The sequence below is a fragment of the Pseudomonas sp. 2995-3 genome (assembly GCF_002742565.1).
In the GTDB taxonomy this organism is placed as follows: Bacteria; Pseudomonadota; Gammaproteobacteria; order Pseudomonadales; family Pseudomonadaceae; genus Aquipseudomonas; species Aquipseudomonas edaphica.
In genome coordinates this window covers 13,376-35,855 of record NZ_LJSB01000462.1, presented here as the reverse complement: position 1 = coordinate 35,855, position 22,480 = coordinate 13,376, and the positions used below count along the sequence as shown (strand labels likewise).

Sequence of the window (22,480 nt, the reverse complement as noted above, 5' to 3'; positions counted from 1 at the left end):
CGCTCTCAAATCTTCCAATGACTTGCCGTCTTCGCCAGCAACTGCCGCATCGCCTCCACATTGCCGACCAGTTGCAACGTCAACAACCGATACCCATCCAATGCACTTTGCACCGGTGCATCCAACCCAGCTTCATCCGCTGCGTGCACCGCAGGCCGCTCCAGGCGCTCGGTAAAGCCGGATTTCAGTGCGCGCGCCATCCCCACCAATTGCACGCGAATCTGCCGGTGCTCGGCCTTTAACATCACTTGCATCCGCGCCATTGCCTGCTCATCACGCGGGTCCGGCCGGGTGTTGCCAAGAATCTCCAGGGTACTGATGCACATGCGCAGGTGCCGTTGAATCATGTCCAGCTCGGTCATCGAGATACGCACTTCCTTGGACACCGAAGGCATCAGCGAGCGCAGTTGCAGTATGGCGGCATTCAGGCGGTTGAGCAGCTTGAAGTGTTCATCGTCAGTGACTGACTGGCCGTTGATGATGCGGCTGTAAATCGCCGCACAGTCGCGCAGTGCGCTGGCCATGTTGTAGCGCCACGAATACACCGCGTACAGCGGCAGGGCAAAGGAAAACGCCAGTGCCAACACGATGCCGATAAGGATATCGACGGTGCGCCACAAGCCATCCGAGATCGGGTTGTCGCCGTGGCCGGCGACGATAAACACCGTAATCGCCGACAGCAGCGCGATGTAACCGCCCTTGCCGATGGCGTGATAGGAAAAGAACCCGCACACCACCGACATCAGCAGATAGGTCAGCAGCGGTATGCCGAAATAGGCCTGTTGCACCACCAGCAGCAGGCCGACGCTGGCACCGATCAGGGTGCCGTAGGCGCGCTCCACGGCTTTTTTGCCGATATTGCCGTGGTGCTGCAAGCCGCCGATCACGATCAGCATGGTCACCGAGGCCCACTCGCCGTGGGGCAGGTTGATGCCGGTGGTGAGCAGGATGGTCGCCAGCAGGCCGATGGACACGCGCACGGCGTGGATCAGCTTGGCGTGGCGGTAGCGGCGGTAGGGGTCGAGCAAGGGGCGCAACAAGCGCCGGGCGAAGAAGGGCAGGTTCATCGGTATTAAAGTGGCCTCATTATGCAGGGTGGACCGGATCGCGTGTGGGAGCCGGGCTTGCCCGCGATGCAGGCACTTCGGTCTTTCAGTCAGACCGCAGTGATGCTATCGCAGGCAAGCCAGCTCCCACTCTGACCTGTTTATACAGGGAGCGGCGCTGTCTTCAGAAAATGTAATCCGTGGTCAAGAAACTCGAATCTCGATTACGCAAAATATCGCTGACCAACGCCTTGTTGCTCTCCTGGAACTTGGTCGCCACCAACGTGCGGATCGAGAACACGCGCAGCGCGTCATGCACCGACAGCGTGCCCTCGGCCGAGTTCTTGCGCCCGTTGAACGGGAAGGTGTCCGGCCCGCGCTGGCACTGGGCGTTGATGTTGATACGCCCGACCTGGTTGGCAAAGGTGTCCACCAGCCGCCCGACTTCCACGGCGTTGGTGCCGAAGATGCTCAACTGTTGGCCGAAGTCCGAGTCCAGTACGTATTCGATCACGGTATCCAGGTCACGGTACGGCACGATCGGTACAACCGGGCCGAACTGTTCCTCGTTGTAAACGCGCATTTGCGGGTTCACCGGGTACAAAACGGCGGGGTAGAAGAACGAACCGCGACTTTCGCCGCCATTGGGGTTCACCACCTTGGCGCCGTGCTGCGCGGCGTCGGCCACCAACGCGTTGAGGTAATCGACCTTGCCGACTTCCGGCAACGGCGTCAGCGATACGCCGTCTTCCCAGGGCATACCGGGTTTGAGCGTCGCCAGTTTGCTGTTGAATTTCTGGATGAAGCTGTCGACTACCGCTTCGTGCACAAACAGGATCTTCAGCGCAGTGCAGCGTTGGCCGTTGAACGACAGGGAACCGGTAAGCGCTTCGCTCACGGCATTGTCCAGGTCGACCTCGGGCAGCACGATGCCGGGGTTTTTTGCGTCCAGGCCCAAGGCTGCGCGCAGGCGGTGTGGCTTGGGGTGCAGCTTTTTCAGGTCGCTGGCGGCCTTGTTGGTACCGATAAACGCAAAGATATCGATTTTGCCGCTGGCCATCAGCGCGCTGACGGTTTCGCGGCCGCTGCCGTAGATCACGTTGATCACGCCGGCCGGGAAGCTGTCGCGGAACGCCTCCAGCAGCGGGCGAATTAACAGCACGCCGAGCTTGGCCGGCTTGAACACCACGGTATTGCCCATGATCAACGCGGGGATCAGCGTGGTGAAGGTCTCGTTGAGCGGGTAGTTGTAAGGCCCCATGCACAGCGCCACGCCCAGTGGCACGCGGCGGATCTGGCCGAGGGTGTCCTGTTCCAGCTCAAAGCGGCTGCTGCGGCGATCGAGTTCCTTGAGGGCGTTGATGGTGTCGGTGATGTAGTCGCAGGTACGGTCGAATTCTTTCTGCGAGTCCTTGAGGTTCTTGCCGATCTCCCACATCAGCAGCTTGACCACCGCGTCGCGCTGTTCGCGCATGCGTCGTAAAAAGGCTTCGACATGCTGGATACGTTCGGCCACGCGCATCGTCGGCCATTCACCCTGGCCGCGGTTATAGGCGCGCACGGCGGCGTCCAGGGCGGTGAGGGCGGTGTCGGCATCCAGCAGCGGCGTGCTGCCGATGTGTACGCGCTCATCGCCCAGTTGCACCGGGCTTTGCACCTTGGCCAGCGGGCCGTTCCACACCTGCAACTGGCCGTCGACCAGGTAATCACGCTGTTCGATGGGCGCGGCCAGGCGGAATTGCTCGGGAATTTCGCTGGCGGCGGTGGGAAACAGCTGGGCGAGCAGGTTACTGGTGGTCATATCGCTACCCCTGGAATAGTTGCAAAACATGACTAGAGAGTCACCCATCCAAGGGCTGTGTGGCAAGCGCCAGACGCGTTACGAAGGCGCGCACGCACTCGCCGGCCGTCAGGCTGCCGATGCTCACCAACACCGTCAGTGGCAGGAACGCCACGCCGGTGCGCAGCGGCGAGACGCCCAGAAATACAGGCTGAGTACAAACAGCAGGCCATACAGCAGGCCGTGGCGCACGCCTGATTGATCAGCGCCAGGGATTCGCGTGCGGTGCGGGTCACGCCCAAAGGCTGGGGCGCAGTTCAAGGCGCAATTGGGCCTGGAACCGCGTGATCTGGAAAACCTTGAGCAAAAGCCCGCGCTGGCCGGTTAAACTGCGCGGCTTTTCAGAAGGAGTTCACATGAGTCACTACCAGCCGGGCATTCTTGCCGCACCGGTGCCGTTGCAGGCACGCCATCTGTTTTTTGCCGTTGATGCACTGGCAGCCGTACCCGCCGCGTTAGACGCGCTGGTGCAGTTGGCGGACGCGGGCGCAGTGGTCGGTGTTGGCGAGCCGCTGGTAACTTCGCTCGGCGCGCACATTGAAGGGCTGCGCGCATTCCCCGCCGTTACTGGCCCAGGCGCCCATAACCCGTCCACCCAGCAGGCGTTGTGGGTGTGGCTGCACGGTGTGGATCGCGGTGAACTGCTGCTGCGCAGCCGCGCATTTGAAAAGGCCCTAGCTCCGGCATTCCGGCTGGTGCAGATGACCGAAGGCTTCCGCTACAAAACCGGCTTCGATTTGACCGATTACGAAGACGGCACCGAAAACCCCCACGACGCCGCCGCCGTCGAAGCCGCCCTGACCGACAGCGGCGCCAGCTTTGCCGCGATCCAGCAATGGCAACACGACCTCGATGGTTTTGCCGCGTTGCCCGCCCAGGAGCGTGACCACATCATCGGCCGCCGCCATGGCGATAACGAAGAGCTGGACGACGCCCCCGAATCCGCTCACACCAAGCGTACCGCCCAGGAAAGTTTTACCCCGCAAGCCTTTGTGGTGCGCCGCTCGATGCCGTGGGCCGAGAACGGCCAGGCGGGGTTGATGTTCCTGGCGTTTGGGCATTCCTTCGATGCGTTTGAAGCGCAACTGCGGCGCATGAGCGGGTTGGAAGACGGGATTGTGGATGGGTTGTATCGGATCAGTACGCCGCTGACCGGTGGCTATTACTGGTGCCCACCGGTGAAGGATGGGCATTTGGACGTGAGCGCACTCGTCTGATCCCCCAGATCTGAAACAGTGTGGGGGGCTGTGGCGAGGGCGCTTGCTCCCGTTCGACTGCGCAGCAGTCGCAGCTATCCTGGGGGCGCTTCGCATCCCAGCGGGAGCAAGCTCCCTCGCCACACAAGCCAGCTCCCACAGTTTGATTGTGTGGGGGCGTAGATCACGCCACCCACTGGCGCTTATCGTCACCATCCACCGACGGTTTCATCACCTGCACCGGCTCGGGTTCCAACCAGGTGGGCGCGACGAACCGATAACCCAGGCCCGCTGCGGTGGCGATGTAGAACGAGTCATTGTCGCCCAGCGCGCGGCGCAGGGTCTTGATCTGTGTGCGCAGGTTGCATTCCTCCACCACCAGCCTGGGCCAGGCGATGTCGAGCAATTGGTGTTTATGCAGCAATTCACCAGGCCGGGAGGCGAGGGCGATCAGCAAGGTCAGGGCGCGGTTGCCCAGGTTCACGGGTTGCCCATGCTTGAGCAGCAGATAACGGTGGGGCAGCAGTTGGAACGGGCCGAAGTGAATGCCGAAAGAGGCGTCATCGGTGAGGTGGCTGCGAGTCGAGTACGTCATGTCAGTTAACCTTTGTGCGTGGACATTGCAGCCCGACGCGGCTCCTTTTTACGCCGGGTTGCCAGGGAGAGTCAGGTGTTGATCGCCGGGATCGGGTCAGACGGATAATCGCCATCCATCGTCGGGCCACCGGTGAGGCCGTATTGCTGCAGCACAGGTGTCAGTTGCCCGTAGAACGCGTCTTGCGCCTTGCCATGGGCATCGGCCAGGGCGAACGGCAGGAACGCGCTGCCGATACCCCCGAGAATCGCCGTGGCGCCGCCAAGGATGCCGCTGATGGTGCCGGCCACTGCACCGATTTCGGTGGCGCCATACAAACCGGCACCGGCTTCCACCAGGCCGGCGACGGCCGCACCTGTGCCGAGCACACCGGTGGCCACCGAGAAACTGCCGGTGAGGTAGTCGCCTTTTTTCAAGGAGTCGACCCCGCCGATAATCCCGATCACGCCGCCGATAATGCCGCCGGCCGAACCGATGATCTTGCCCGCCGCGCCGATATTGGCGATCTGTTGCGCCGACAGCGGGCCTTTGCCCACCGGCACTTTGCCGGGAAAATCGCCAATGGTACCGCCGTCCGGGCGGTTGACCCAGGTGACGCCATAGCCGGCTTCCTTGGCGTATTTGGTCCCGCCTTCGAGCAGCAACCCGGCAAATTGCAGGCCCGCCGATACGCGGTTGGCATCCGCCACCGGGGTGGTGCTGCCGCTGGCCGAACGCGCCATCAGCACGCCGCTCATCAACACCGCGCTGCCAATGTGCAGCAGGCCTTGCTTGAACGCCGGGCTGACATCCCCGAATTTCATACCTTCGATAGCCTTGGGCAAGGCATCGGCAATCTTGTTGCCCTGACGGCCGATGTCCCATACCGACCGCAGCATCGACACCACCTGTGCCGGGTCGATCTTGCCGCCGTCGGAGGTGGTGAACATCTCGGGGTCTTTTTGCTGCGCGTCGTTGATCGCAGCGGTGACTTTGGCGTCGTCGAAGTTGCCGTTGCCATCGCCGAGCGTGACGTTCAACGTGTCGGTGGTCGCACCGCCGAGCAACGCATCGCCGAGGTTTTCGTTGAAGTTGACCTGCAAGGTCGCCGCGTCATCCGCCGTGGCCTTGTCACCCAGAAAGGCCTGGGCCGACGCGGTGCTGGCGGCGAAACTGCTGGCCGCCACGGTCGGGTCCAGGCCACCGGCTACCGCATCGGTGAAGGCTTTGCCGGTCACCAGCTGGTTCTTGTAGTAGCTGAGAATCGCGTCACTTTGCCCGGCGTTGGCCGCCACCTTGGTCAGGTCCACATGGCCGTTGCCACCCAGTACGAGGTTGGCGATCGTCGCGTCGTTGGCGGCGTTTTGCAGGCCCATGCCCATGTCGATCTGCTTGCCGTTCTGGTCCTTGGCATTGAGGTTGTCGTTGAGGTTCTTGCCCGACTCGATGCCACCTTCAAAGTAGTTCTGCATCGCGACCTTCATGCTCGGGTCGCTGCTAACGATATCCCTGAGCGCGGGGCCGCGATTGTTCTGCAGGAAGCTTTGCACATCCGGGTCTGCCGACAGGGTCTCGATGCCGCTTTGCAGCTGCGCCTTGATCTTGTCTTCGTTGGGGTTCAGGCCCCAGTTGGGCGAGGTGTACTTGTCCATCAAGCCTGCGTTGCCGACGTAGTCGCTGACCAGCAGGCGCGTTTGTGCATCGGTCAGTTGCACCATCACGGCGGCTTTTTGTTCGCCGGTGTAGTTCTGCGGGTTGGCCAGGATATCGGCGGTGAGCTTGGAGGTATCCACACGGGCGACGGCATCGCGGGTGGCGGCGCCGTCGAGGAAGGTCAGGGTGTCACTGTCGTTTTTCGGCGCCTGTTTCTCCAGCCATGCGCCGATGTTGTCGCGGGTGCCGATGTTGTCGGGTTTGCCGGTGGCGGGGTTGTCACCGCCGGTTTCCAGGGCGTGGAACAGGCCGGGGCGCGACCACATTGCTGCAGCGCCGGTCAGCTCGTTGCTCAAGGCCGAATCACTGCCCAGGGCTTGCAGGTTATCGGGGCGGATCATGCCGTCGTTGCTGCGCTGGTTATCACCTGGACGCATGGCAGTGCCGGAACTGGCGACCAGGCTTTCGTTGGCCATCACGATGGCGGCGGACTTGGCGTTGGCCTTGGCCAAGTCGCCTGGGTGGCTGCCCATAAAGCTGCCATAGGACTTCGCCGCCGCGCCGATATCGCTGTTGGTGTTGCTGATGAAATGGTCAACGTCGGAATGGGTAATCACATTGTCAGCTTTGCCGCGACCACCGCTGTCCAGCGCAGCCATCAGGTTCGGGCTGCTGGCCACGTACTTGAGCACGGCCTGAGCCTGGGGCGGCAAGGTGGTCGGCGGGTTGGCAAAGTCGATCGGCGCGCCGTGCAGGCCCCAGGCGTCCCAGTTCTGCGAGAGCAATTGTGCGGCGGCGCGCGGGCGGTTCAGGTCGAGTTCTTCTTTGGTCGGTGTCGTGCTGGTGTTGCCAGTGATGCTGTTCCAGTCCTTGGCGCCGGCCACACCGAACGACGAGTTGTCGATCCACGAAGTATCGCAGGCGCCTGCGGCACCGGTAGTACCGGCGTAAAGCTTGGCCACTTGGTCGTACAGGGCAGGGGTGATGTCCTGGGACACGATCACTTTGTCGCCGGACGCGGTCTGGTAGCGGATCAACCCTGGCCCGACTTCCTCGGGCGGGCCGATATGGGTGGCTGGGTCGATGCTCTCGTTGGCACCGGCCAGGCGATAGCCTTCGGCGCCGCTGGCATTGATCGCCGACAGCTTGGTGAAGTCGCCGCTGACCTGATCGAACAGCTGCGGCGTGTCTTTCTGGCTGACCACCACCTTGTGACCCGAGGCGGTCTCATAGCGGATCAGCCCGGGGCCGAGTTCAGTCGGGCTGCCGATGGCCGTGTAGTTGCCCAGCCCCGGCGCCACGGTGCTCGCATCGGCCTGGGTGTAGCCGGCCGCTTTACTGTCACTGAGGTTTTTTTCGAAGCTCGCATCGTTCTGTTGGGTGTTGTACTGGTTGACCAGTGTTTCGTAGAGACGCGGGTTGTCGCTCTGCTTGAGAGTGACTGGCTTGTCGCTGCCCAACGGTGTGTAGGTGATGCTGTTGTTCACCGGCGCCTGAACGTTTTGATAGGGCAGTGGGATCGACGGGCCACGGATCTTCGACGGGTCGAAGGTCGGCTGGTTGACGGCGGTGTACAACGCGGTTTCGAATTTTTTCTGCGAGCCGTCTGTGCCCGGTGTTTGCGCAGGGTCACGACTACTTGGGATCGCTGGCATACATGCTCACCTGGAAGTTGTTTCATATATCAGGGCCTGCACACTGACTATTTAGCTATTAGTGCATCTGTACTAATCAGGCGCAGGAAATTAGTTGCCCGCGAGCATTAAGGTCGCTCGCGCCGAGCTATGAAACGCGATGAGTAAGTCTCTTTTGTTACAAATGGAAATATCTGCGAAGTTGGGCAGAAGGCTATTAGCGAAAAATGTGAAGTCGATACAAAAAAGACGTCGACGTCGTGACGGACTGCGCGTTTTTACGCTGTAAACCTGCCGCCTATTGTTCAAGAGAATGTCGGGGTGTGCGTGCAACGCCGCGTAATAAGGGGCTTTGGCCTTGTTTGAATGTTTCGCTAAAAGTTCCGCGGGCGAACCGGCATGAGTTTTTTTCAACGCCGGGTTGAGCCAAACAATTCACACCCTGTAGCCGAAACGTTTCACAAGCTTTCACAGCGAAGGCGTTTTGATCGTGAGTAGTATGGCCCCCATGCAAACCAACGACGGTTCAAACGCTCACTGTCTGACGTATTGGGCATTTACCGGGTTTGCATACTTTCAGCTTGCTGTTGCGCAACTGAATAACTTCCCTATCGATGCAAGGAGATGAACATGGCTGATGTCCCACCAGTAAAAGCCGGCGGCGCCGACGACGCTATCGCGAAGATGGAAGCGACCTTCAACATGGCTATCGAGAAGTCGGCCAAGATCACCGAAATCAGCACCGCGAAAAAAGCTGAGCTCGACGCCACCAAACAGCGTCCGCAGAACTGATTTGCCAAACGGGCGGCGCTGGCGCTGCCCGTTTACCTGCTGATTCTTGACCCCGTTGCACATTTTCAAGGGGGCAAACCCACACATGACAGCCTTGATTTCTTTGGGGTCGGTGGCTGCGACTGGCGCACCGACCCTCACTGTGACCGCCGGTTTGCACCAGGGCAGTTCCCTGGTGCTTGATCAGCCTGTCTACACCATCGGCGCGGACCTCGCGGCCGACCTTGTGCTCAGCGACCCCGGTATCGCCAGCCTGCACCTGCGCCTGCGTTTTGAGGGCGGCCATGTGGCGGTCGAAGCCTTGGGCGGTGAGGTGCTGGTCGCCGGCACTGTGCGAATTCCCCAGGGCAATGGTCATCGCGCGCGACTGCCTTTGCAACTGCGCATCGGCACCGCCGGTGTGAGCCTGGCGCTGCCTGAAGAGGCAGAACAACCCCGCGCTCCGCGCAGATTAACGCCTTGGATTGTCGCGCTCGGCCTGCTGTTTATCTGTGCAGGGGCACTGGCCTTTCGCAGTGACCCGCCGTTGGCGCAGGCGGCGGCAGTGGTCGATGTGCCAGCGATTAAGCAGCCGTCCCGCGAACAGGCCAAAGCCTGGCTGGAGCAACAGTTGCAAGCCGCCCGCCTGGATGCGGTGAGCGTCACCAACAGCAACGGCCAGCTCAGCGCCGAGGGCAGTTTCGAACAGTCACAAAAGCCTCAATGGCTGGCCCTGCAACAAGCCTTCGACCAGCGCTACGGCCAGCAGATCGTGCTCAACCCCCGCGTTGCCGCGCGTGCCGATGCCGCGAGCCCACGCGTGCGCTTCCAGGCCGTGTGGTTCGGCGCCCACCCCTACGTGATCAATGACAGCGGCAAGCGCCTGTACCCCGGCGCTGCGCTGGCGGACAGCTGGGTGCTGGAACGCATCGAGAACAACCAAGTGATCCTCGCCCGTGGCGATGAGCGCTTTACCTTCACCTTATGAGTCGGTCTATGGGACGTATACACATGATCGTTCCCACGCTCTGCGTGGTAATGCCGCCCCGGACGCTCCGCGTCCTGAAATCAGCGCAATGCGTGACCCCTGCGCAAGGTGACGCAGAGCGTCACAGGATGCATGCCCACGCAGAACGTGGGAACGATCAACAGGCCCCGGCATGAAAGTCGAACCCCGCCCGCTAATTCCCAGTGATGTGCGCAGCGCGCCTATCGAAGCGATTCGCCCGGTCAATTCACGCCAGGCCACCGCCTTCGAAGCGGTGCTCAAGACCCGCAAGACCCAAACTCGCCGCTCGCTGCGCAGCGACCTCGAAGCCCTCACCAGCGCCGCCGGGGTGGACTCCCTGCTGTTCGGCAGCGCGCGTTCCCTGGAGCTGTTGGAGCATGTGATGGAACACATCCTGCCGAGCCTGGACGCTGAGCCCGAGATCAAGGCCCTGGCCCATGACCTGATCAGCGAAGAGATCGAGATGCGCCGCAACCTCGAACAGCAGCGCTCACAGGTGCATGCCTGATGGCCCGCGATAACGAGGACGCCGTGCAACTGCTCAAGGGCATTGGCGAGCTGTACCGGCGCAATGGTCAGTCCCAGCGCGCGCTGGTGATGTTGCTGATTGCCGTGAGTGTCGCGCCCCACGACTGCGTGCTGTTGCGTGCGCTGGTGCTGGCGTTCACCGACAGTGGCGATGCCGCGCGGGCACTCGGCGCCCTCGACCGCCTGGTGGCGCTGGAAGGTGAGTCCGCCAGCCTGTTGCTGCTGCGCGCGCGTGCGCTGTGGTACGGCGAGCGCAAGGACGAAGCGCGCCAGTGCTTCAAACGCTACTTAGCCGCACGCAGGGCCAACCCATGAGCGTACTCAATCGTCTGAACAATGTGGCGCGCTTGGCTGCGCAGCGCACTGACGTGATCATCGTCGCGTTTATGCTGATGGCGATTGTGATGATGATCATCCCGCTGCCCACCTACCTGGTGGACATGCTGATCGGCCTCAATATTGCCCTGAGCATCCTGATCCTGATCGTAGCGTTCTACATCGGCCACTCCGTGGAGTTCTCTGCGCTGCCGCCGCTGATTCTGCTCAGCACCTTGTTTCGCCTGTCGCTGTCGATCACCACCACGCGCCTGATTCTGCTGCACGGTGACGCCGGGCATATCGTCAAGGCGTTCGGTGACTTCGTGATTGCCGGGCAAGTGGTGGTCGGCATGGTGGTGTTCCTGATCATCACCGTGGCGCAGTTCGTGGTTATCACCAAAGGTGCCGAGCGCGTCGCGGAAGTGGCGGCGCGCTTTACCCTGGACGCCATGCCCGGCAAGCAGATGAGCATCGACAACGACCTGCGCAATGGCGATATCGACCAGGCCGAAGCCCGCCGTCGGCGCTCGCGCCTGGAGCGGGAAAGCCAGATGTTCGGCGCAATGGACGGCGCGATGAAGTTCGTCAAAGGCGACGCCATCGCAGGGCTGGTGATCCTCGCGGTCAACCTGCTGGGCGGCATGCTGATCGGCATGCTCGAACGCGACATGCCGTTCGGCGTGGCGGTGCACACCTATTCGCTGCTGACCGTGGGTGACGGCCTGATCGCCCAGATCCCGGCGCTGTTGATTTCAGTCGCGGCGGGCACCGTCGTGACGCGCGTCAACAGCGACGGCGAGGCCGGCGACCTGGGCAGCGAGATCATCAAGCAACTGGGCGCCAGCTACCGTGCGCTGGGCCTGACGGCGCTGATCATGATCGGCGTAAGCCTGCTGCCGGGTTTTCCGACCTGGGTATTTATCGGTTTGTCCTTAGCCTTTGGCAGTGCGGCATTTTTGATGTATCGCCGGCAGGCCCGTCAACCCCAGGGCGAACTTGAAGCGTTGGTGCAAGCACCTGAGCCGGTGGTCGAGGTACCGGCCGAACAGGATGACAACCTGCTGCCCGACACCCGTGTACTGCTGACCCTCGGCAGCGGCCTGTCCCAAAGCGCGCCGCGCCAGATGCTGCGCCAGCGTGTCGAAGCGCTGTGTCACGACATTCGCACCGAGCTTGGCGTGGACGTACCAGTGCCAGGCATCTACATGGAAGCCAAGGCCACGCCGGGCAGTTTTCGCGTGTCTTTGGAAGGCGTGCCGGTGAGCGAGGGCGAATTGCCGATCAACTGCCTGCTGTTGCAGGACGACCCGGTGCATGTGCAGTTGCTCGATATCGCTACCGTACAAGCCGATTCGCCGCTCAATGGCCGCCCTGCGCACTGGATCGAGCGTCAGCACGAAGACACCTTGCGCAATGCCGGCATCGGCTTTTTGCTGCCTGACGAAGTGCTGCGCGGTGTGCTGGAACGCAGCCTGCGCCGCTATGCCGCGGACTTCCTCGGCATCCAGGAAACCCGTCTGTTGCTCGAGCGCACCGAAGCCACTTACGGCGAGCTGGTCAAAGAGGCCCTGCGCCTGGTGCCGCTGCAACGCGTGGCCGAAACCCTGCGCTTGCTGGTCGGCGAAGGCGTGTCGATCCGCAACCAGCGCGCCTTGCTCGAAGCCATGGTGGAGTGGGGCGCGCGTGAAACTGATGCCGGGCGCCTGGCTGAGCATTTGCGTGCAGCGCTGGCGCGGCAGATCAGTCATCAGTATGCGGATCGCAACCGGGTGATCGGCGCACTGGTACTGGCGCCGGGCCTGGAAGACCAGCTTCGTGCGTCCTTGCGTCGCCAGGAGCCGCAGCGCGAGTTGATCCCCGAAGACGTCAGCCGCGCCTTGCTTGCGCAACTGCGTCAGGCTTGCGAGAACACCCGTGAGGCCAACAGCGCCGTGTTGCTGGTGCACCCGGAACTGCGCCGCAGCTTGCGTCGCCTGGTACTGCGCGGCGAGCTGGAACTGGCGGTGCTGTCGTTCCGCGAATTGGCCACCGAGTACAACCTGCAAGCGCTGGTGACCATTAGCCTCACCGATATTTCCAATCGCCGCGCGCCTGCTGCGGCTTCTGTCACTCCCCTGGCGTCTGCCTCATGATGCGTTTTTGTGTGTTGTTACTCGCTTTGGTTGCGTGTGCCAGTCAGGCCCAGGACATTGCCCGAGGTGCTGGCGGCTCGATCAACCTGGCGTCCGGTGAAGGGCGCATTTTGCATTTCGTGGCGCCGGTGGATTCGGTGCTGGTGGCCGAACCCAATGTGGCCGACCTGCAAGTGGTGTCGCCCGGCACTATCTATATCTTCGGCAAGGCGCCGGGCAACACCAGCCTGATAGCCCTGGGCAACGACGGCAAACAACTGGCCAGCCTGACGCTTTCGGTCAGCAGTGACAGCCAGGCGGTGACCACGCCGATGCAGACCCTGCACCCCGGCAACGGTGCGCAGATCAGTGGCGCCGGCAACCGCCTGATTGCCAAGGGCACGCTCGGTTCGGTGGCCGAGGCCACCGACCTCAACGCGCTGCTCAACCCTCAGGGCCAAGGTTTCCAGAGCGCGATCAACACCACCGAATATGCCGGTGCCGCCCAGGTCAACCTGCGGGTGCGCTTTGCCGAAGTGTCGCGTTCCGAGTTGCTGCACTACGGCGTTAACTGGAACGCGATGTTCAATAACGGCACGTTTTCCTTCGGCCTGATCACGGGCGGCCCATTGGCGGCAGCGACGGCCGGTGGCTTGGCAACGGCGGGCACCGGTTCCGGCAATGTGAATATCGATGGCATGCTCGATGCGCTGCAAGCCAATGGCATCTTGCAGATCCTGGCCGAGCCGAATATCACCGCCATGACCGGCCAGACCGCGAGCTTTCTCGCCGGTGGCGAAGTGGCGATCCCGGTGCCGGTCAACCGCGACCTGGTGGGCATCGAATACAAGTCCTTCGGTGTGTCGTTGTTGTTCAACCCGACCTTGCTGCCTAACGGGCGCATCGCCCTGCAAGTGCGCCCGGAAGTCAGCAGCGTGGTCAGCGGCGGCACTGTGGACTTCGGCAATTTCCATGTGCCGTCCTTCAGCGTGCGCCGCGCCGACACGCGGGTGGAAGTCGGCAGCGGGCAGACGTTCGCCATCGCCGGGTTGTTCCAGCGCGAGAGCAGCCAGGACATCGAAAAACTGCCATTGCTGGGCGACCTGCCGATCCTCGGCAACCTGTTTCGCTCCAAGCGCTTCCAACGCAATGAAACCGAACTGGTGATTCTGATTACCCCGTACCTGGTCGAGCCGGTACGCGGTCGCGGTTTGGCCACGCCCCTGGACGCCTTACCGACCACCGCCGCAGCCAGCGGACCGCGCAGCGGCGGGGCGTTCGGTTTCTACATGAATTGACTAAGGGGCCTGCCATGACTGTTTTGCGTGTGTTGATGCTGTTGCCCTTGGTGTTGGTGGGCTGCAAGACCCATTTGGCGCCGACGTATTACTCGCCCGAATACCGCGCCGATGGCGTGCCGAGCCAGTGCCAGCAACCGGCGGCCAAGGATGAGATTGGGTTGGATGAAGACTTCAAACCGACCTTGCCGTTGGGCTGCGCGAACAATTTGAACCTGATGCAGATGGTCGAGCGCAAGCAGGACCTGACCCAGGGCCGCGCGACCGGGCCAGCAATGGCCGCGCCGGTGGGCCGGGCAGCGCAGGTGTATATCGAAGGGTTCGACCGCGAGCAGTTGCAGCGGCGCAAGGACCAGCAGGAAGCCAAGGCCGGCGCTGCAGGAGGCCAGCAATGAGGCCCCAATGTGGGAGCGGGCTTGCTCGCGAAAGCGGCCTCATGGTCGACCACTACCCAACTGAAGCTACCCGGTCTAACTGTGGGAGCTGGCTTGTCGGATCGCCGCACCGCTGCGATAGCGGTGAGTCGGCGTACATATCCGTTGTTGTAGTAACGGCCACTTATGGTTCCGCTCTTACAGCGGCTCACTTTTGGAAAGACCCAAAAGTAAGCAAAAGGTCTTCGCCCCACCACTCGGCACCTCGCTTAGGCTCGGTGTGCCCTCACTCCGGCTTTGGAGCGTGGGCCGCCGCGATGGGCCATCCTTGGCCCAGCGCGGCTAACCCGGCGTCCTGCCGGGTTACCCTCGCTCCAAAGCCTGCGTTCGGCCAGCGTGGTTTAACGGGGCGACTCAGATCAACATCAAAAGCAGATCAAAAGCCAGATCACAAGCCAGATCAAAAGCGGGTTGGTCGTGTATCAGCGCGGGTCCACCAACCCCAGCTCCTTGGCTTGCGCCACCGGATCACTGATCGCTTTGATGCGCTTGGCTTCGGTCACCAACTGTGCCCGCTCAGCCGCCGGAATATCATCCAGCGCCAGCCCGGCAACCTTTTGTTCATACCCCGCCAACACCATCACCAACAGTTCATTACGCTGATGCCGTGGCAAGGCCCGGGGCGATTGGGTGACGGGGGCGATGGTGTCCAGCGCCTGTTGCGATTGCCCACCCAGCGCATAAGCCAGGGCCAGGTTGCAGCGGCTGTCGAGGTTGTCGGGTTGCAGGCTGAGGCTTTGGGCGAAGGCGGTTTGTGCGGCGACGGCCTGGCCGTTCAAGACCTGCGCGATGCCCAGGCGTGTGTAGGCGACCGGCAGGTGGTTGATCTCGGCGGCCTGGCCCAGCGCCGTGACGGCGCGTTGGGTCTTGCCCAGTTGCAACTGCGCGGTGCCAAGACCGAGCAGGGCGTCGGCGTTGCGGGCGTCCAAACCCAGGGCTTGCTGGAAGGCGCGCTCGGCGCCCAACGCGTCCTTGGCGTCGAGCCTGGCCTGGCCGAGCTTGAGCCACAGGTCGATGCCGGCGCCGGGTTGCTGGGTGGCGCGCTCGTACAGCGCAGCCGCGCTGGCGTAATCGCCGCGCTTGTTCAGGTCGTTGGCCAGTTGCAGGGACTTGTCGGAATCGGTCGCAGGTTTGCTGGAGCAGGCAGCCAACAGCAGGGTACTGGCAAGCAGGAAATTCTTGGTCATCGTCACAACTCGTCGGGCGAAGGCGCAGGCCATGTAAGCATATTTTTCATGGCCATCCTATGCCTGTTCGGCGCCAGTTTGGCCCACGCGGCCGAAGCGCCCGAATGGTTTTCCAAACCCTATGCCTACGTGTTGGTCGACCAGGATGTGCGCGGCGCACTGGAAGAGTTCGGCCACAACCTCGACATCCCCGTGGTGCTCTCGGACAAGGTGCGCGGCAAGGCGCGCAGCACGATTCGCGCCGCCAGCGCCGGTGAGTTCCTGCAAACCCTGTGCAACACCAACGGCCTGACCTGGTACTTCGACGGCAACCTTCTGTACCTCAACGCCAACGATGAGATCGGCACAAAACTGTTCAAGGCCAGCGCATTGAACCTCGACCAATTGCAGGCTTACCTCAACACCCTTGATGTGTTCGGCCAGCAGCTGTCGATGCGCAATGGCCCCGAAGGCGATGAAGTGTTCGTGTCCGGGCCACCGCCGTACCTGGCGCTGGTGCAACAGCACGTCGATCACCTGCAACCCAACGCCGTGGCCGCCCCGGTGGCCCGCGAGCGGGGTGTGCGGGTGTTTCGCGGCGCGCAAGTCAGTACCGAAACCCCAACCCAGTAAAGGAGCAGCACCATGTCCGTAACGGCCGTAGACAGCAACCTCGCCCCCGGTGGCGCCAGCCCTGAAGCCAAGTTCAATGCCGCGGTGGATAACGCCAAGGCCGCCGACAAACCGGCGGACACCTCGGACGCCGACGACGCCAAATTCAACGACGCGTTGATTACCCAGGCCGTCACCATCGGCGGCCAGTTCATCATCATGCCGAAGATGCAGGAACTGCTGAACGACGCCATGTCCGATGACGACGACGAGTAGGAGGCCCCTATGACTATCAGTCTCGCCGCCGGCGCCACGGCCTTGCCGCCGTCCGCCGGTGCGGGGCCCGCCGGGGTCTCGCAGAACCTGTTCGAACACATGGCCAACACCGCCAAGGGCATGCCCGAGGGCGCCAGCCCGCACCAGATCGGTTCGGGCTTGATGGAGCGCATGAACAGCTTTATCGACCGTTCGCGAGCGTTCTCCGAGCGTGCGGATTTGCTCACCAACAACCCCTCGGCGCCGCCACCCGCGCAGGCCGAAATCCGCACGGCCAGTGCTTCTCCCCAGGCTGAGTCGGGAAAAAAAGTCGGCGAGCAGCAGGTCGACCAGATCGTCCATTCCCTGGGCAAGATGTTCGACTACTCCATCGAAACCCAGATGGTGGTGCGCGGTGCAACGCAGATTTCCGGCTCCGCCAACACGCTGCTCAAGGGTCAATAACGCCATGCCAAGCCCAAACCGCGCCCTGCGCCTGTTGCTGATCGGCCTGCTGGCCAGTCTGTTGCAGGCGTGCAACACCGACCTCTATACCAACCTCAGCGAGCGCGATGCCAACGCCATGGTCGCGGTGCTGCTGCGCGGTGGTATCCCGGCGGAGCGCAAGACCCAGGACAACGGCCAGCTCAAAGTGGTGGTCGACGAGGAGCGTTTCGCCGAAGCCATGACGCTGCTCGACAACGCCGGCCTGCCGCAACAGAGCTTTTCCAATATGGGCCAAGTGTTCAAGGGCAACGGCCTGGTGTCGTCGCCGGTGCAGGAGCGCGCGCAGATGATCTATGCGCTGAGCGAGGAGCTCTCGCATTCGGTGTCGCAGATCGACGGCATCGTCGCTGCGCGCGTGCATGTGGTGCTGCCCGATAACGACCTGCTCAAACGCGTGATTTCACCCTCGTCGGCCTCGGTACTGGTGCGTTACGACCCGGGTACCGACATCAATACGCTGATCCCGCAGATCAAGACGCTGGTGGCCAACGGCATTTCCGGTCTGAGCTACGAAGGCGTTTCGGTCACGGCGATCAAGGCAGCTGTCGCCATCAGCCAGAACCCGGCACAACCACGGCTGGCGCGCTTTATGGGCTTGTGGATGCTGGAAGACAACGTGCCTCAGGCGCGTTTCATGTTCGGCACGTTGTTGCTGATTGCGCTTGGCGCCCTCGGTGTATTGGCACGCCAGCAGTGGGCGCGGCGCCAGTCCCAGGCGCTGTATGTGCTCAAGGAGGGTGAATGAGTTTATTCGAACGCTGGCAGGGGTTGATCGCCGAGCCTTTGCAGTTTGTGCGCGGGCCTAGCCTGGGCGCGTGTTTTGCCGCTGAGCTGCCAGATGACGTGTTGCAGGCCATGCAGGCCCAGCCACGTTTTCGCCCGCGCCTGCAGCAGTTGCTGGTCAAGCACTACCAGTTGGCGCCGATCGAGCAATTGGTCACGCCGTTGGCGGCCGACCTGCCGGTGTTGCTGCTGTCGCCTGCGCAATTTGCGCGCCTGCCGAGGTTATGCGGGGCTATCTGGCACGGCGCAACCTTGAGCCGTGAGATCCGCCGCGAGGTGGTCAATGAGCTGCGTGAAGGCCTCGGCGCCGAGGTCTTTGTGGCCGCCCTGGCTCTGCGCCAACTGGGGGGCGCGGCGGATCTGCTGCGTGAACCGGTCGAGTTGATCGAAGCCATCGACCGTGACGGCCTTGGCTGTGTCGCCGCCTGGCTGCAGGCCCAGCACGCTGACTGGCAAGGCTGGCTGCGCTTGCGTTTTGACTTTCCCCAGGGCTACAGCGCACGCGTGCCGCGTGACCTGGAAATCGTCCAGGCCGCCGCTGCTTGCCTGCTGGCCGAGGAGATTGCCCCATGAATGAACTACCGAGCCGTCCGGCTGCGCGTATTTTGCGGGCCGAAGAAGCCGCGTTGTGGACCGACGGTTTTGCCTTCCTGCAAGCGGCCAAAGACCAGGCCGAACAGATCAAGGCCGACAGCGACCAGTGGCTGCACGCCGCCCGCGCCGAGGGCTTTGAAAGCGCCCGGCAGGCCGGTGCCGAGCAGGTCGCGCAATTGCTGGTGCAGACCCAATCCCAGGTGCAGCACTACCTGAGCAGCCTGGAGACTTCGCTGGCCGATTTGGCGTTGGGCATCGTGCGTGAAGTGCTGGGCGAATTGGATAACGCCGAGCGCGTCGTGCGCTGCACCCGCCAAGCCTTGAGCGCGTTTCGCCAGGACCAGGCACTGACCCTGTGGGTGCCACCCGCCGAGGTCGACGCATTGCGCCAACGCCTTAAGCTTGAAGGCTTGGCGCTTGCAGTGGACGCCGATGAACAGCTTGGCGCCGGCCAGGCACGCCTCAGCAGCCCGGCCGGCTCGGTGGAGCTGGGCCTGGACGCGCAATTGCAAACCCTGCGCCGCAGCTTGCTGCCCTTTGCCGAAGAAGGTGTGGCATGAACCTGGAGCAGTTGCTGCCACGCCTGACTGAGCGCCTGGCCCAGGCGCGCCCGCGACCAATGCACGGCACCGTGCTGAGCATTCGCGGCGTGCTGCTGCGCGCCAGCGTGGCCGGTGCGAGCATTGGTGAGCTGTGCCAATTGCGCGATCCCGGCAGCAGCCGCAGCTTGAGTGCCGAGGTCATTGGTTTTGATGGTGACGAGGCGATTCTGTCGCCCATCGGCTCGATGGAAGGGTTGTCGACCCGCACGCAGATCACCGCCACCGGCGAAACCCTCGGCGTGGCGGTCGGTGATGCGCAGTTGGGGCGTGTGATCAGCCCTATGGGCGATTTTCTCGACGGTGATGGCCTGCCACTGACTCTGGCCCTGAAAAGCTATCCGCTGCACACCGAGCCTCCGGCACCGTTTTCGCGGCAGCTGATCGTGCGCTCCATGGCCTTGGGCATCCGCTCCATCGACGGCTTGCTGACCTTGGCCCAGGGCCAACGCATGGGCATCTTTGGCGAGCCAGGCGTGGGCAAATCGTCGCTGCTTGCCAGCATCATCCGCAACAGCGAAGCCGATGTGATTGTGATCGGCCTGATCGGCGAGCGGGGCAGGGAAGTGCGCGAGTTGCTCGACGTGCAACTCGATGCCCAGGCGCGCGCACGCACGGTGGCGGTGGTCGCCACCTCGGATCGCCCGGCGGCCGAGCGTGTACGTGCCGCGTTCGTCGCCACCACCCTGGCCGAATACCACCGCGACCAAGGCCGCAATGTATTGCTGCTAATGGACAGCCTCACGCGTTTTGCCCGCGCCCAGCGCGAAATCGGCCTGGCCGTGGGCGAGCCACCGACCCGTCGCGGTTACCCGCCGTCGTTCTTCTCGGCGTTGCCACGCCTGCTCGAACGCGCCGGCCCCGGCCCTACCGGCAGCATTACCGCGCTGTACACCGTGCTCACTGAAGGCGATGCCGCCAGCGACCCGGTGGCCGAGGAAGCGCGTTCGATCCTCGACGGGCATATCGCCCTGAGCGCCGAGTTGGCCCAGCGCAATTACTTCCCGGCGGTGGACGTGCTGCGCAGTCGCAGCCGCTTGATGGAGCAGGTCGCCGGGGAGGAGCACAAGCGCCTGGCCATGCGAATCCGTGAGCTGATGGCGCGCTACGGCGAAATCGAAATGCTGATCCGTGTGGGCGAGTACTCCGCCGGCAGCGACCCGCTGGCGGACGAAGCCATTGCACGCCACGCCGCCATCGAAGCATTCCTGCGCCAGAACGCGGGCGAGCCCAGCAACCTGGAACAGACCCTGATGCACATGCGCCAGGTGTTGGCATGAGCCGCGCAATCGAGATACACGCAAAACCCTGTGGGAGCTGGCTTGCCTGCGATAGCGGTGGGTCAGCCAGCCCTGTTGTGACTGATACACCGCTATCGCAGGCAAGCCAGCTCCCACAGTCGATCTTCGCTGATCCGGAAACGGTAGTCGCTGGCATTAGAAAGGAGAACGCCCAATGAAAACCGACCAACTGCGCACCCTGCAAACCTTGCGGGTACTGCGCGAACAACGTGCTGCCAGCCAACTGGCCGCCCAGCAGCAACGCTGCGAGCAGACCCATGGCGTGTTGACCGATGCCAAGGAGCAACTGCGCCTGCACCGTGAGGCAATTGCCGAGGAAGCCCGTCAGGTGTACGCCTCGCTCACCGAGGGCTTGTCGGTAGCCAGTTGGCAGGCGGCTCAGGACCGTTTGCGTGGGTTGTCGGATGACCAGCAGCAGTTGGAAAACGACGTGAGCCACGTGTCCACCACCCTGCAAAGCCAGGAGCGTGAGCGCGACCTGTTCCGCCAGGAACGCCTGAGCCGCCAGCGTCAGTCCGATGCCTGGCAGAGCCTGCTGGAAGGGCGTGAAAGCGATGAGCGCCGCGTCGGTGAACTGCGTGATGAAGGCACCGGCACATGATTGCAGCCCTTGCCGACCCGCTGTCGCCATGGTTGACGCACTACGACCCGGCCTTGCTGGCGCTGCATAACCAACTGCACCGGCGCCGCCGCGCCTGGCGGGGCCGCTGCGCCGGGCAAGACCTGCGCGTGAACTGGGCCGCTGAACCGCAGCCGCTTGATGCGGCACGCGAGGTGCTGCTGTTGCTTGGTCGCGCGCCAGTGCGTTTGCGGCTGTCGGCTGCGGCATTGGAGCAGGTGTTGGTGCCGCTGGCGTTGCAGTTTGACGTGCAACTGCTGCCGGCGCTGCCGCGTGCATTGCTGCTGGAACTGGCGGTACTGGACCTGATCGAGCGTCTCGAACCGCTGCTGGGTCAGCCGCTGCAATTGCTCGAAGCGCCGCAAGACCAACAGCCTTATGCGCTGCACCTGGCGCTGGAATTGTCCTTCGCCAACCAGCCTGCCACGCACGCGCAACTGGACCTGAGCGAAGGCGCCGCCGTGTTGTTGGCGCCGTTGCTGGATCAACACGCCCAGCTTGAGCCGGACCCTTTGCCCGACCTGCGCCAGAGCCTGGCGCTGCTGGCCGGGCAGCAGCACTTGAGCCTCGGTGAGCTGCGCAGCCTGCGCCCCGGCGATGTGCTGATGCTCGAACCCGGCCCGGGTTTGCTGCTGGAGCTGGCGGGTCGCCTGCAGGCCCGCTGCCAATACCAGGGTGAAGTCTTGCGCTTGCAGGAAGCCTTGCAAGCACCTCTTTTGCACATGGAGAACACGATGACTGATGTTGATGCGGCTGCGGCCCTGGATGATCTGCCGCTCAAACTGGTGTGCCAGGTCGGCAGCCTGGAATTGACCCTGGCGCAACTGCGTGAACTGGGCGCTGGCAGCTTGTTGCAGTTCAATACACCCGGCGTGGACAGCGTCGATTTGATGGTCAACGGGCGCCGCGTCGGCCAGGGCCAATTGGTGAAAATCGGTGACGGCCTGGGTGTGCGTCTGCTGAGTTTTGCCACCCCATGACCGGTTATCAGCCCAACCTGATCGAGATCATCTTGGTCGTTGCGACGATCGGGCTGATCCCGTTGGCGGTGGTGACACTCACCGGTTTCATGAAGATCTCGGTGGTGCTGTTCCTGATCCGCAACGCCCTCGGTGTGCAGCAGACCCCGCCGAACCTGGTGCTGTACGGCATCGCGCTGATCCTCTCGGTGTATGTGACCACGCCGTTGATTGGTGACATGTACCGGCAAGTGGAGGGCCGCGACCTTAATATCGAGCATGTGGAGCAGCTCAAGGATCTGGGCGATGCGCTGCGCCCGCCCTTGCAGGCGCATTTGAAGCGCTTTGCGAACGAGTCCGAGCGCGGTTTTTTTGTGCAGGCCACCGAGACCATCTGGTCGCCGGAGGCGCGGGCCGACTTGCGCGACGATGACCTGGTGGTGTTGATTCCGGCGTTCGTCAGTTCGGAACTGACGCGGGCCTTCGAGATCGGCTTTTTGCTCTATATCCCATTCCTGGTGGTGGACTTGCTGGTGTCCAACGTGCTGATGGCGATGGGCATGTCGATGGTTTCGCCGAACCTGATTTCGATCCCGCTGAAGATCTTTTTATTCGTGTCCTTGAGCGGCTGGTCGCGCTTGATGCACGGTTTGATTCTGAGTTACGGCTGAGG

Annotated in this window: 23 protein-coding genes; 18 read left to right on the top strand and 5 right to left on the bottom strand. The window is 62.8% G+C overall.

Annotated features, from left to right (window positions below; all coding sequences use genetic code 11):
* Window positions 1-5: 5 nt before the first annotated feature.
* Window positions 6-1,067, bottom strand: coding sequence for an FUSC family protein (locus AOA62_RS30870; protein ID WP_017137558.1), 1,062 nt, complete (start codon window positions 1,065-1,067; stop codon window positions 6-8).
* A gap of 163 nt (window positions 1,068-1,230) precedes the next feature.
* Window positions 1,231-2,847, bottom strand: coding sequence for an NADP-dependent glyceraldehyde-3-phosphate dehydrogenase (locus AOA62_RS30865; protein WP_099550526.1), 1,617 nt, complete (start codon window positions 2,845-2,847; stop codon window positions 1,231-1,233).
* Window positions 2,848-3,242: 395 nt separating this feature from the next.
* On the opposite strand from AOA62_RS30865, the gene AOA62_RS30860 reads away from it, so the two are divergent.
* Window positions 3,243-4,103 (top strand): Dyp-type peroxidase, encoded by an 861-nt coding sequence (locus AOA62_RS30860; RefSeq protein ID WP_099550525.1) that lies wholly within the window; start codon window positions 3,243-3,245, stop codon window positions 4,101-4,103.
* Window positions 4,104-4,266: 163 nt separating this feature from the next.
* Here the strand turns inward: AOA62_RS30860 and AOA62_RS30855 are convergent, their stop codons facing one another.
* Together AOA62_RS30855 and AOA62_RS30850 are read right to left on the bottom strand one after the other, a co-directional pair.
* Entirely contained in the window at window positions 4,267-4,677 is a 411-nt protein-coding gene (locus AOA62_RS30855) for a winged helix-turn-helix domain-containing protein (RefSeq protein ID WP_017137562.1), read from the bottom strand.
* A gap of 71 nt (window positions 4,678-4,748) precedes the next feature.
* A complete protein-coding gene (locus AOA62_RS30850) occupies window positions 4,749-7,964 on the bottom strand; it encodes a type III effector HrpK domain-containing protein (RefSeq protein ID WP_099550524.1) in 3,216 nt (1,071 codons plus the stop codon).
* Window positions 7,965-8,573: 609 nt separating this feature from the next.
* Between AOA62_RS30850 and AOA62_RS32115 the strand changes: the two genes are divergently transcribed.
* The 7 genes from AOA62_RS32115 (at window position 8,574) to AOA62_RS30820 (ending at window position 14,373) form a co-directional block, all read left to right on the top strand.
* The gene (locus AOA62_RS32115; protein WP_016969018.1) at window positions 8,574-8,735 is read left to right on the top strand and encodes a hypothetical protein; all 162 of its coding nucleotides are present in this window, start codon (window positions 8,574-8,576) and stop codon (window positions 8,733-8,735) included.
* Between the two features lie 85 nt (window positions 8,736-8,820).
* Window positions 8,821-9,702 carry an FHA domain-containing protein gene (locus AOA62_RS30845; protein WP_099550523.1) on the top strand — a complete coding sequence of 294 codons (882 nt, stop codon included), beginning with the start codon at window positions 8,821-8,823 and terminating at the stop codon, window positions 9,700-9,702.
* Between the two features lie 172 nt (window positions 9,703-9,874).
* Window positions 9,875-10,231 carry a hypothetical protein gene (locus AOA62_RS30840; protein WP_099550522.1) on the top strand — a complete coding sequence of 119 codons (357 nt, stop codon included), beginning with the start codon at window positions 9,875-9,877 and terminating at the stop codon, window positions 10,229-10,231.
* On the top strand, window positions 10,228-10,566 hold the full coding sequence (locus AOA62_RS30835; RefSeq protein WP_169988247.1) for a lipopolysaccharide assembly protein LapB: 339 nt from the start codon (window positions 10,228-10,230) through the stop codon (window positions 10,564-10,566). The genes AOA62_RS30840 and AOA62_RS30835 overlap by 4 nt, the downstream gene beginning before the upstream one ends.
* Complete coding sequence (gene sctV / locus AOA62_RS30830; RefSeq protein WP_099550520.1) at window positions 10,563-12,701, top strand: type III secretion system export apparatus subunit SctV; 2,139 nt, start codon at window positions 10,563-10,565, stop codon at window positions 12,699-12,701. Before AOA62_RS30835 ends, sctV begins: the two co-directional genes overlap by 4 nt.
* On the top strand, window positions 12,698-13,978 hold the full coding sequence (locus AOA62_RS30825; RefSeq protein WP_099550519.1) for a type II and III secretion system protein family protein: 1,281 nt from the start codon (window positions 12,698-12,700) through the stop codon (window positions 13,976-13,978). The genes sctV and AOA62_RS30825 overlap by 4 nt, the downstream gene beginning before the upstream one ends.
* A gap of 14 nt (window positions 13,979-13,992) precedes the next feature.
* Window positions 13,993-14,373 carry a hypothetical protein gene (locus tag AOA62_RS30820; protein WP_017137569.1) on the top strand — a complete coding sequence of 127 codons (381 nt, stop codon included), beginning with the start codon at window positions 13,993-13,995 and terminating at the stop codon, window positions 14,371-14,373.
* Window positions 14,374-14,834: 461 nt separating this feature from the next.
* Here the strand turns inward: AOA62_RS30820 and AOA62_RS30810 are convergent, their stop codons facing one another.
* A complete protein-coding gene (locus AOA62_RS30810; RefSeq protein WP_099550518.1) occupies window positions 14,835-15,599 on the bottom strand; it encodes a tetratricopeptide repeat protein in 765 nt (254 codons plus the stop codon).
* A gap of 48 nt (window positions 15,600-15,647) precedes the next feature.
* On the opposite strand from AOA62_RS30810, the gene AOA62_RS30805 reads away from it, so the two are divergent.
* From AOA62_RS30805 to sctR, 10 genes are all read left to right on the top strand, one after another.
* Window positions 15,648-16,211 carry a hypothetical protein gene (locus AOA62_RS30805; RefSeq protein ID WP_017137571.1) on the top strand — a complete coding sequence of 188 codons (564 nt, stop codon included), beginning with the start codon at window positions 15,648-15,650 and terminating at the stop codon, window positions 16,209-16,211.
* Between the two features lie 12 nt (window positions 16,212-16,223).
* Window positions 16,224-16,466 (top strand): hypothetical protein, encoded by a 243-nt coding sequence (locus AOA62_RS30800; protein ID WP_017137572.1) that lies wholly within the window; start codon window positions 16,224-16,226, stop codon window positions 16,464-16,466.
* A 9-nt stretch (window positions 16,467-16,475) separates the two neighbouring features.
* Window positions 16,476-16,910 (top strand): hypothetical protein, encoded by a 435-nt coding sequence (locus AOA62_RS30795; RefSeq protein WP_099550517.1) that lies wholly within the window; start codon window positions 16,476-16,478, stop codon window positions 16,908-16,910.
* A 4-nt stretch (window positions 16,911-16,914) separates the two neighbouring features.
* Window positions 16,915-17,697 carry a type III secretion system inner membrane ring lipoprotein SctJ gene (gene sctJ, locus AOA62_RS30790; protein WP_017137574.1) on the top strand — a complete coding sequence of 261 codons (783 nt, stop codon included), beginning with the start codon at window positions 16,915-16,917 and terminating at the stop codon, window positions 17,695-17,697.
* Window positions 17,694-18,308 (top strand): type III secretion protein, encoded by a 615-nt coding sequence (locus AOA62_RS30785; RefSeq protein WP_099550516.1) that lies wholly within the window; start codon window positions 17,694-17,696, stop codon window positions 18,306-18,308. The genes sctJ and AOA62_RS30785 overlap by 4 nt, the downstream gene beginning before the upstream one ends.
* The gene (gene sctL / locus AOA62_RS30780; RefSeq protein ID WP_017137576.1) at window positions 18,305-18,889 is read left to right on the top strand and encodes a type III secretion system stator protein SctL; all 585 of its coding nucleotides are present in this window, start codon (window positions 18,305-18,307) and stop codon (window positions 18,887-18,889) included. Before AOA62_RS30785 ends, sctL begins: the two co-directional genes overlap by 4 nt.
* Window positions 18,886-20,208 (top strand): FliI/YscN family ATPase, encoded by a 1,323-nt coding sequence (locus AOA62_RS30775; protein WP_099550515.1) that lies wholly within the window; start codon window positions 18,886-18,888, stop codon window positions 20,206-20,208. The genes sctL and AOA62_RS30775 overlap by 4 nt, the downstream gene beginning before the upstream one ends.
* Before the next feature lie 175 nt (window positions 20,209-20,383).
* On the top strand, window positions 20,384-20,830 hold the full coding sequence (locus tag AOA62_RS30770) for a hypothetical protein (RefSeq protein ID WP_017137578.1): 447 nt from the start codon (window positions 20,384-20,386) through the stop codon (window positions 20,828-20,830).
* Entirely contained in the window at window positions 20,827-21,828 is a 1,002-nt protein-coding gene (gene sctQ / locus AOA62_RS30765; protein ID WP_099550514.1) for a type III secretion system cytoplasmic ring protein SctQ, read from the top strand. The genes AOA62_RS30770 and sctQ overlap by 4 nt, the downstream gene beginning before the upstream one ends.
* Window positions 21,825-22,478 (top strand): type III secretion system export apparatus subunit SctR, encoded by a 654-nt coding sequence (gene sctR / locus AOA62_RS30760; protein ID WP_017137580.1) that lies wholly within the window; start codon window positions 21,825-21,827, stop codon window positions 22,476-22,478. Before sctQ ends, sctR begins: the two co-directional genes overlap by 4 nt.
* The last annotated feature ends 2 nt before the right edge of the window (window positions 22,479-22,480 follow it).

Coding starts and splice junctions, on each gene's coding strand:
- AOA62_RS30870 (WP_017137558.1), bottom strand. CDS start 1,067: ATGAACCTGCCCTTCTTCGCCCGGCGCTTGTTGCGCCCCTTGCTCGAC.
- AOA62_RS30865 (WP_099550526.1), bottom strand. CDS start 2,847: ATGACCACCAGTAACCTGCTCGCCCAGCTGTTTCCCACCGCCGCCAGC.
- AOA62_RS30860 (WP_099550525.1), top strand. CDS start 3,243: ATGAGTCACTACCAGCCGGGCATTCTTGCCGCACCGGTGCCGTTGCAG.
- AOA62_RS30855 (WP_017137562.1), bottom strand. CDS start 4,677: ATGACGTACTCGACTCGCAGCCACCTCACCGATGACGCCTCTTTCGGC.
- AOA62_RS30850 (WP_099550524.1), bottom strand. CDS start 7,964: ATGCCAGCGATCCCAAGTAGTCGTGACCCTGCGCAAACACCGGGCACA.
- AOA62_RS32115 (WP_016969018.1), top strand. CDS start 8,574: ATGGCTGATGTCCCACCAGTAAAAGCCGGCGGCGCCGACGACGCTATC.
- AOA62_RS30845 (WP_099550523.1), top strand. CDS start 8,821: ATGACAGCCTTGATTTCTTTGGGGTCGGTGGCTGCGACTGGCGCACCG.
- AOA62_RS30840 (WP_099550522.1), top strand. CDS start 9,875: ATGAAAGTCGAACCCCGCCCGCTAATTCCCAGTGATGTGCGCAGCGCG.
- sctV (WP_099550520.1), top strand. CDS start 10,563: ATGAGCGTACTCAATCGTCTGAACAATGTGGCGCGCTTGGCTGCGCAG.
- AOA62_RS30825 (WP_099550519.1), top strand. CDS start 12,698: ATGATGCGTTTTTGTGTGTTGTTACTCGCTTTGGTTGCGTGTGCCAGT.
- AOA62_RS30820 (WP_017137569.1), top strand. CDS start 13,993: ATGACTGTTTTGCGTGTGTTGATGCTGTTGCCCTTGGTGTTGGTGGGC.
- AOA62_RS30810 (WP_099550518.1), bottom strand. CDS start 15,599: ATGACCAAGAATTTCCTGCTTGCCAGTACCCTGCTGTTGGCTGCCTGC.
- AOA62_RS30805 (WP_017137571.1), top strand. CDS start 15,648: ATGGCCATCCTATGCCTGTTCGGCGCCAGTTTGGCCCACGCGGCCGAA.
- AOA62_RS30800 (WP_017137572.1), top strand. CDS start 16,224: ATGTCCGTAACGGCCGTAGACAGCAACCTCGCCCCCGGTGGCGCCAGC.
- AOA62_RS30795 (WP_099550517.1), top strand. CDS start 16,476: ATGACTATCAGTCTCGCCGCCGGCGCCACGGCCTTGCCGCCGTCCGCC.
- sctJ (WP_017137574.1), top strand. CDS start 16,915: ATGCCAAGCCCAAACCGCGCCCTGCGCCTGTTGCTGATCGGCCTGCTG.
- AOA62_RS30785 (WP_099550516.1), top strand. CDS start 17,694: ATGAGTTTATTCGAACGCTGGCAGGGGTTGATCGCCGAGCCTTTGCAG.
- sctL (WP_017137576.1), top strand. CDS start 18,305: ATGAATGAACTACCGAGCCGTCCGGCTGCGCGTATTTTGCGGGCCGAA.
- AOA62_RS30775 (WP_099550515.1), top strand. CDS start 18,886: ATGAACCTGGAGCAGTTGCTGCCACGCCTGACTGAGCGCCTGGCCCAG.
- AOA62_RS30770 (WP_017137578.1), top strand. CDS start 20,384: ATGAAAACCGACCAACTGCGCACCCTGCAAACCTTGCGGGTACTGCGC.
- sctQ (WP_099550514.1), top strand. CDS start 20,827: ATGATTGCAGCCCTTGCCGACCCGCTGTCGCCATGGTTGACGCACTAC.
- sctR (WP_017137580.1), top strand. CDS start 21,825: ATGACCGGTTATCAGCCCAACCTGATCGAGATCATCTTGGTCGTTGCG.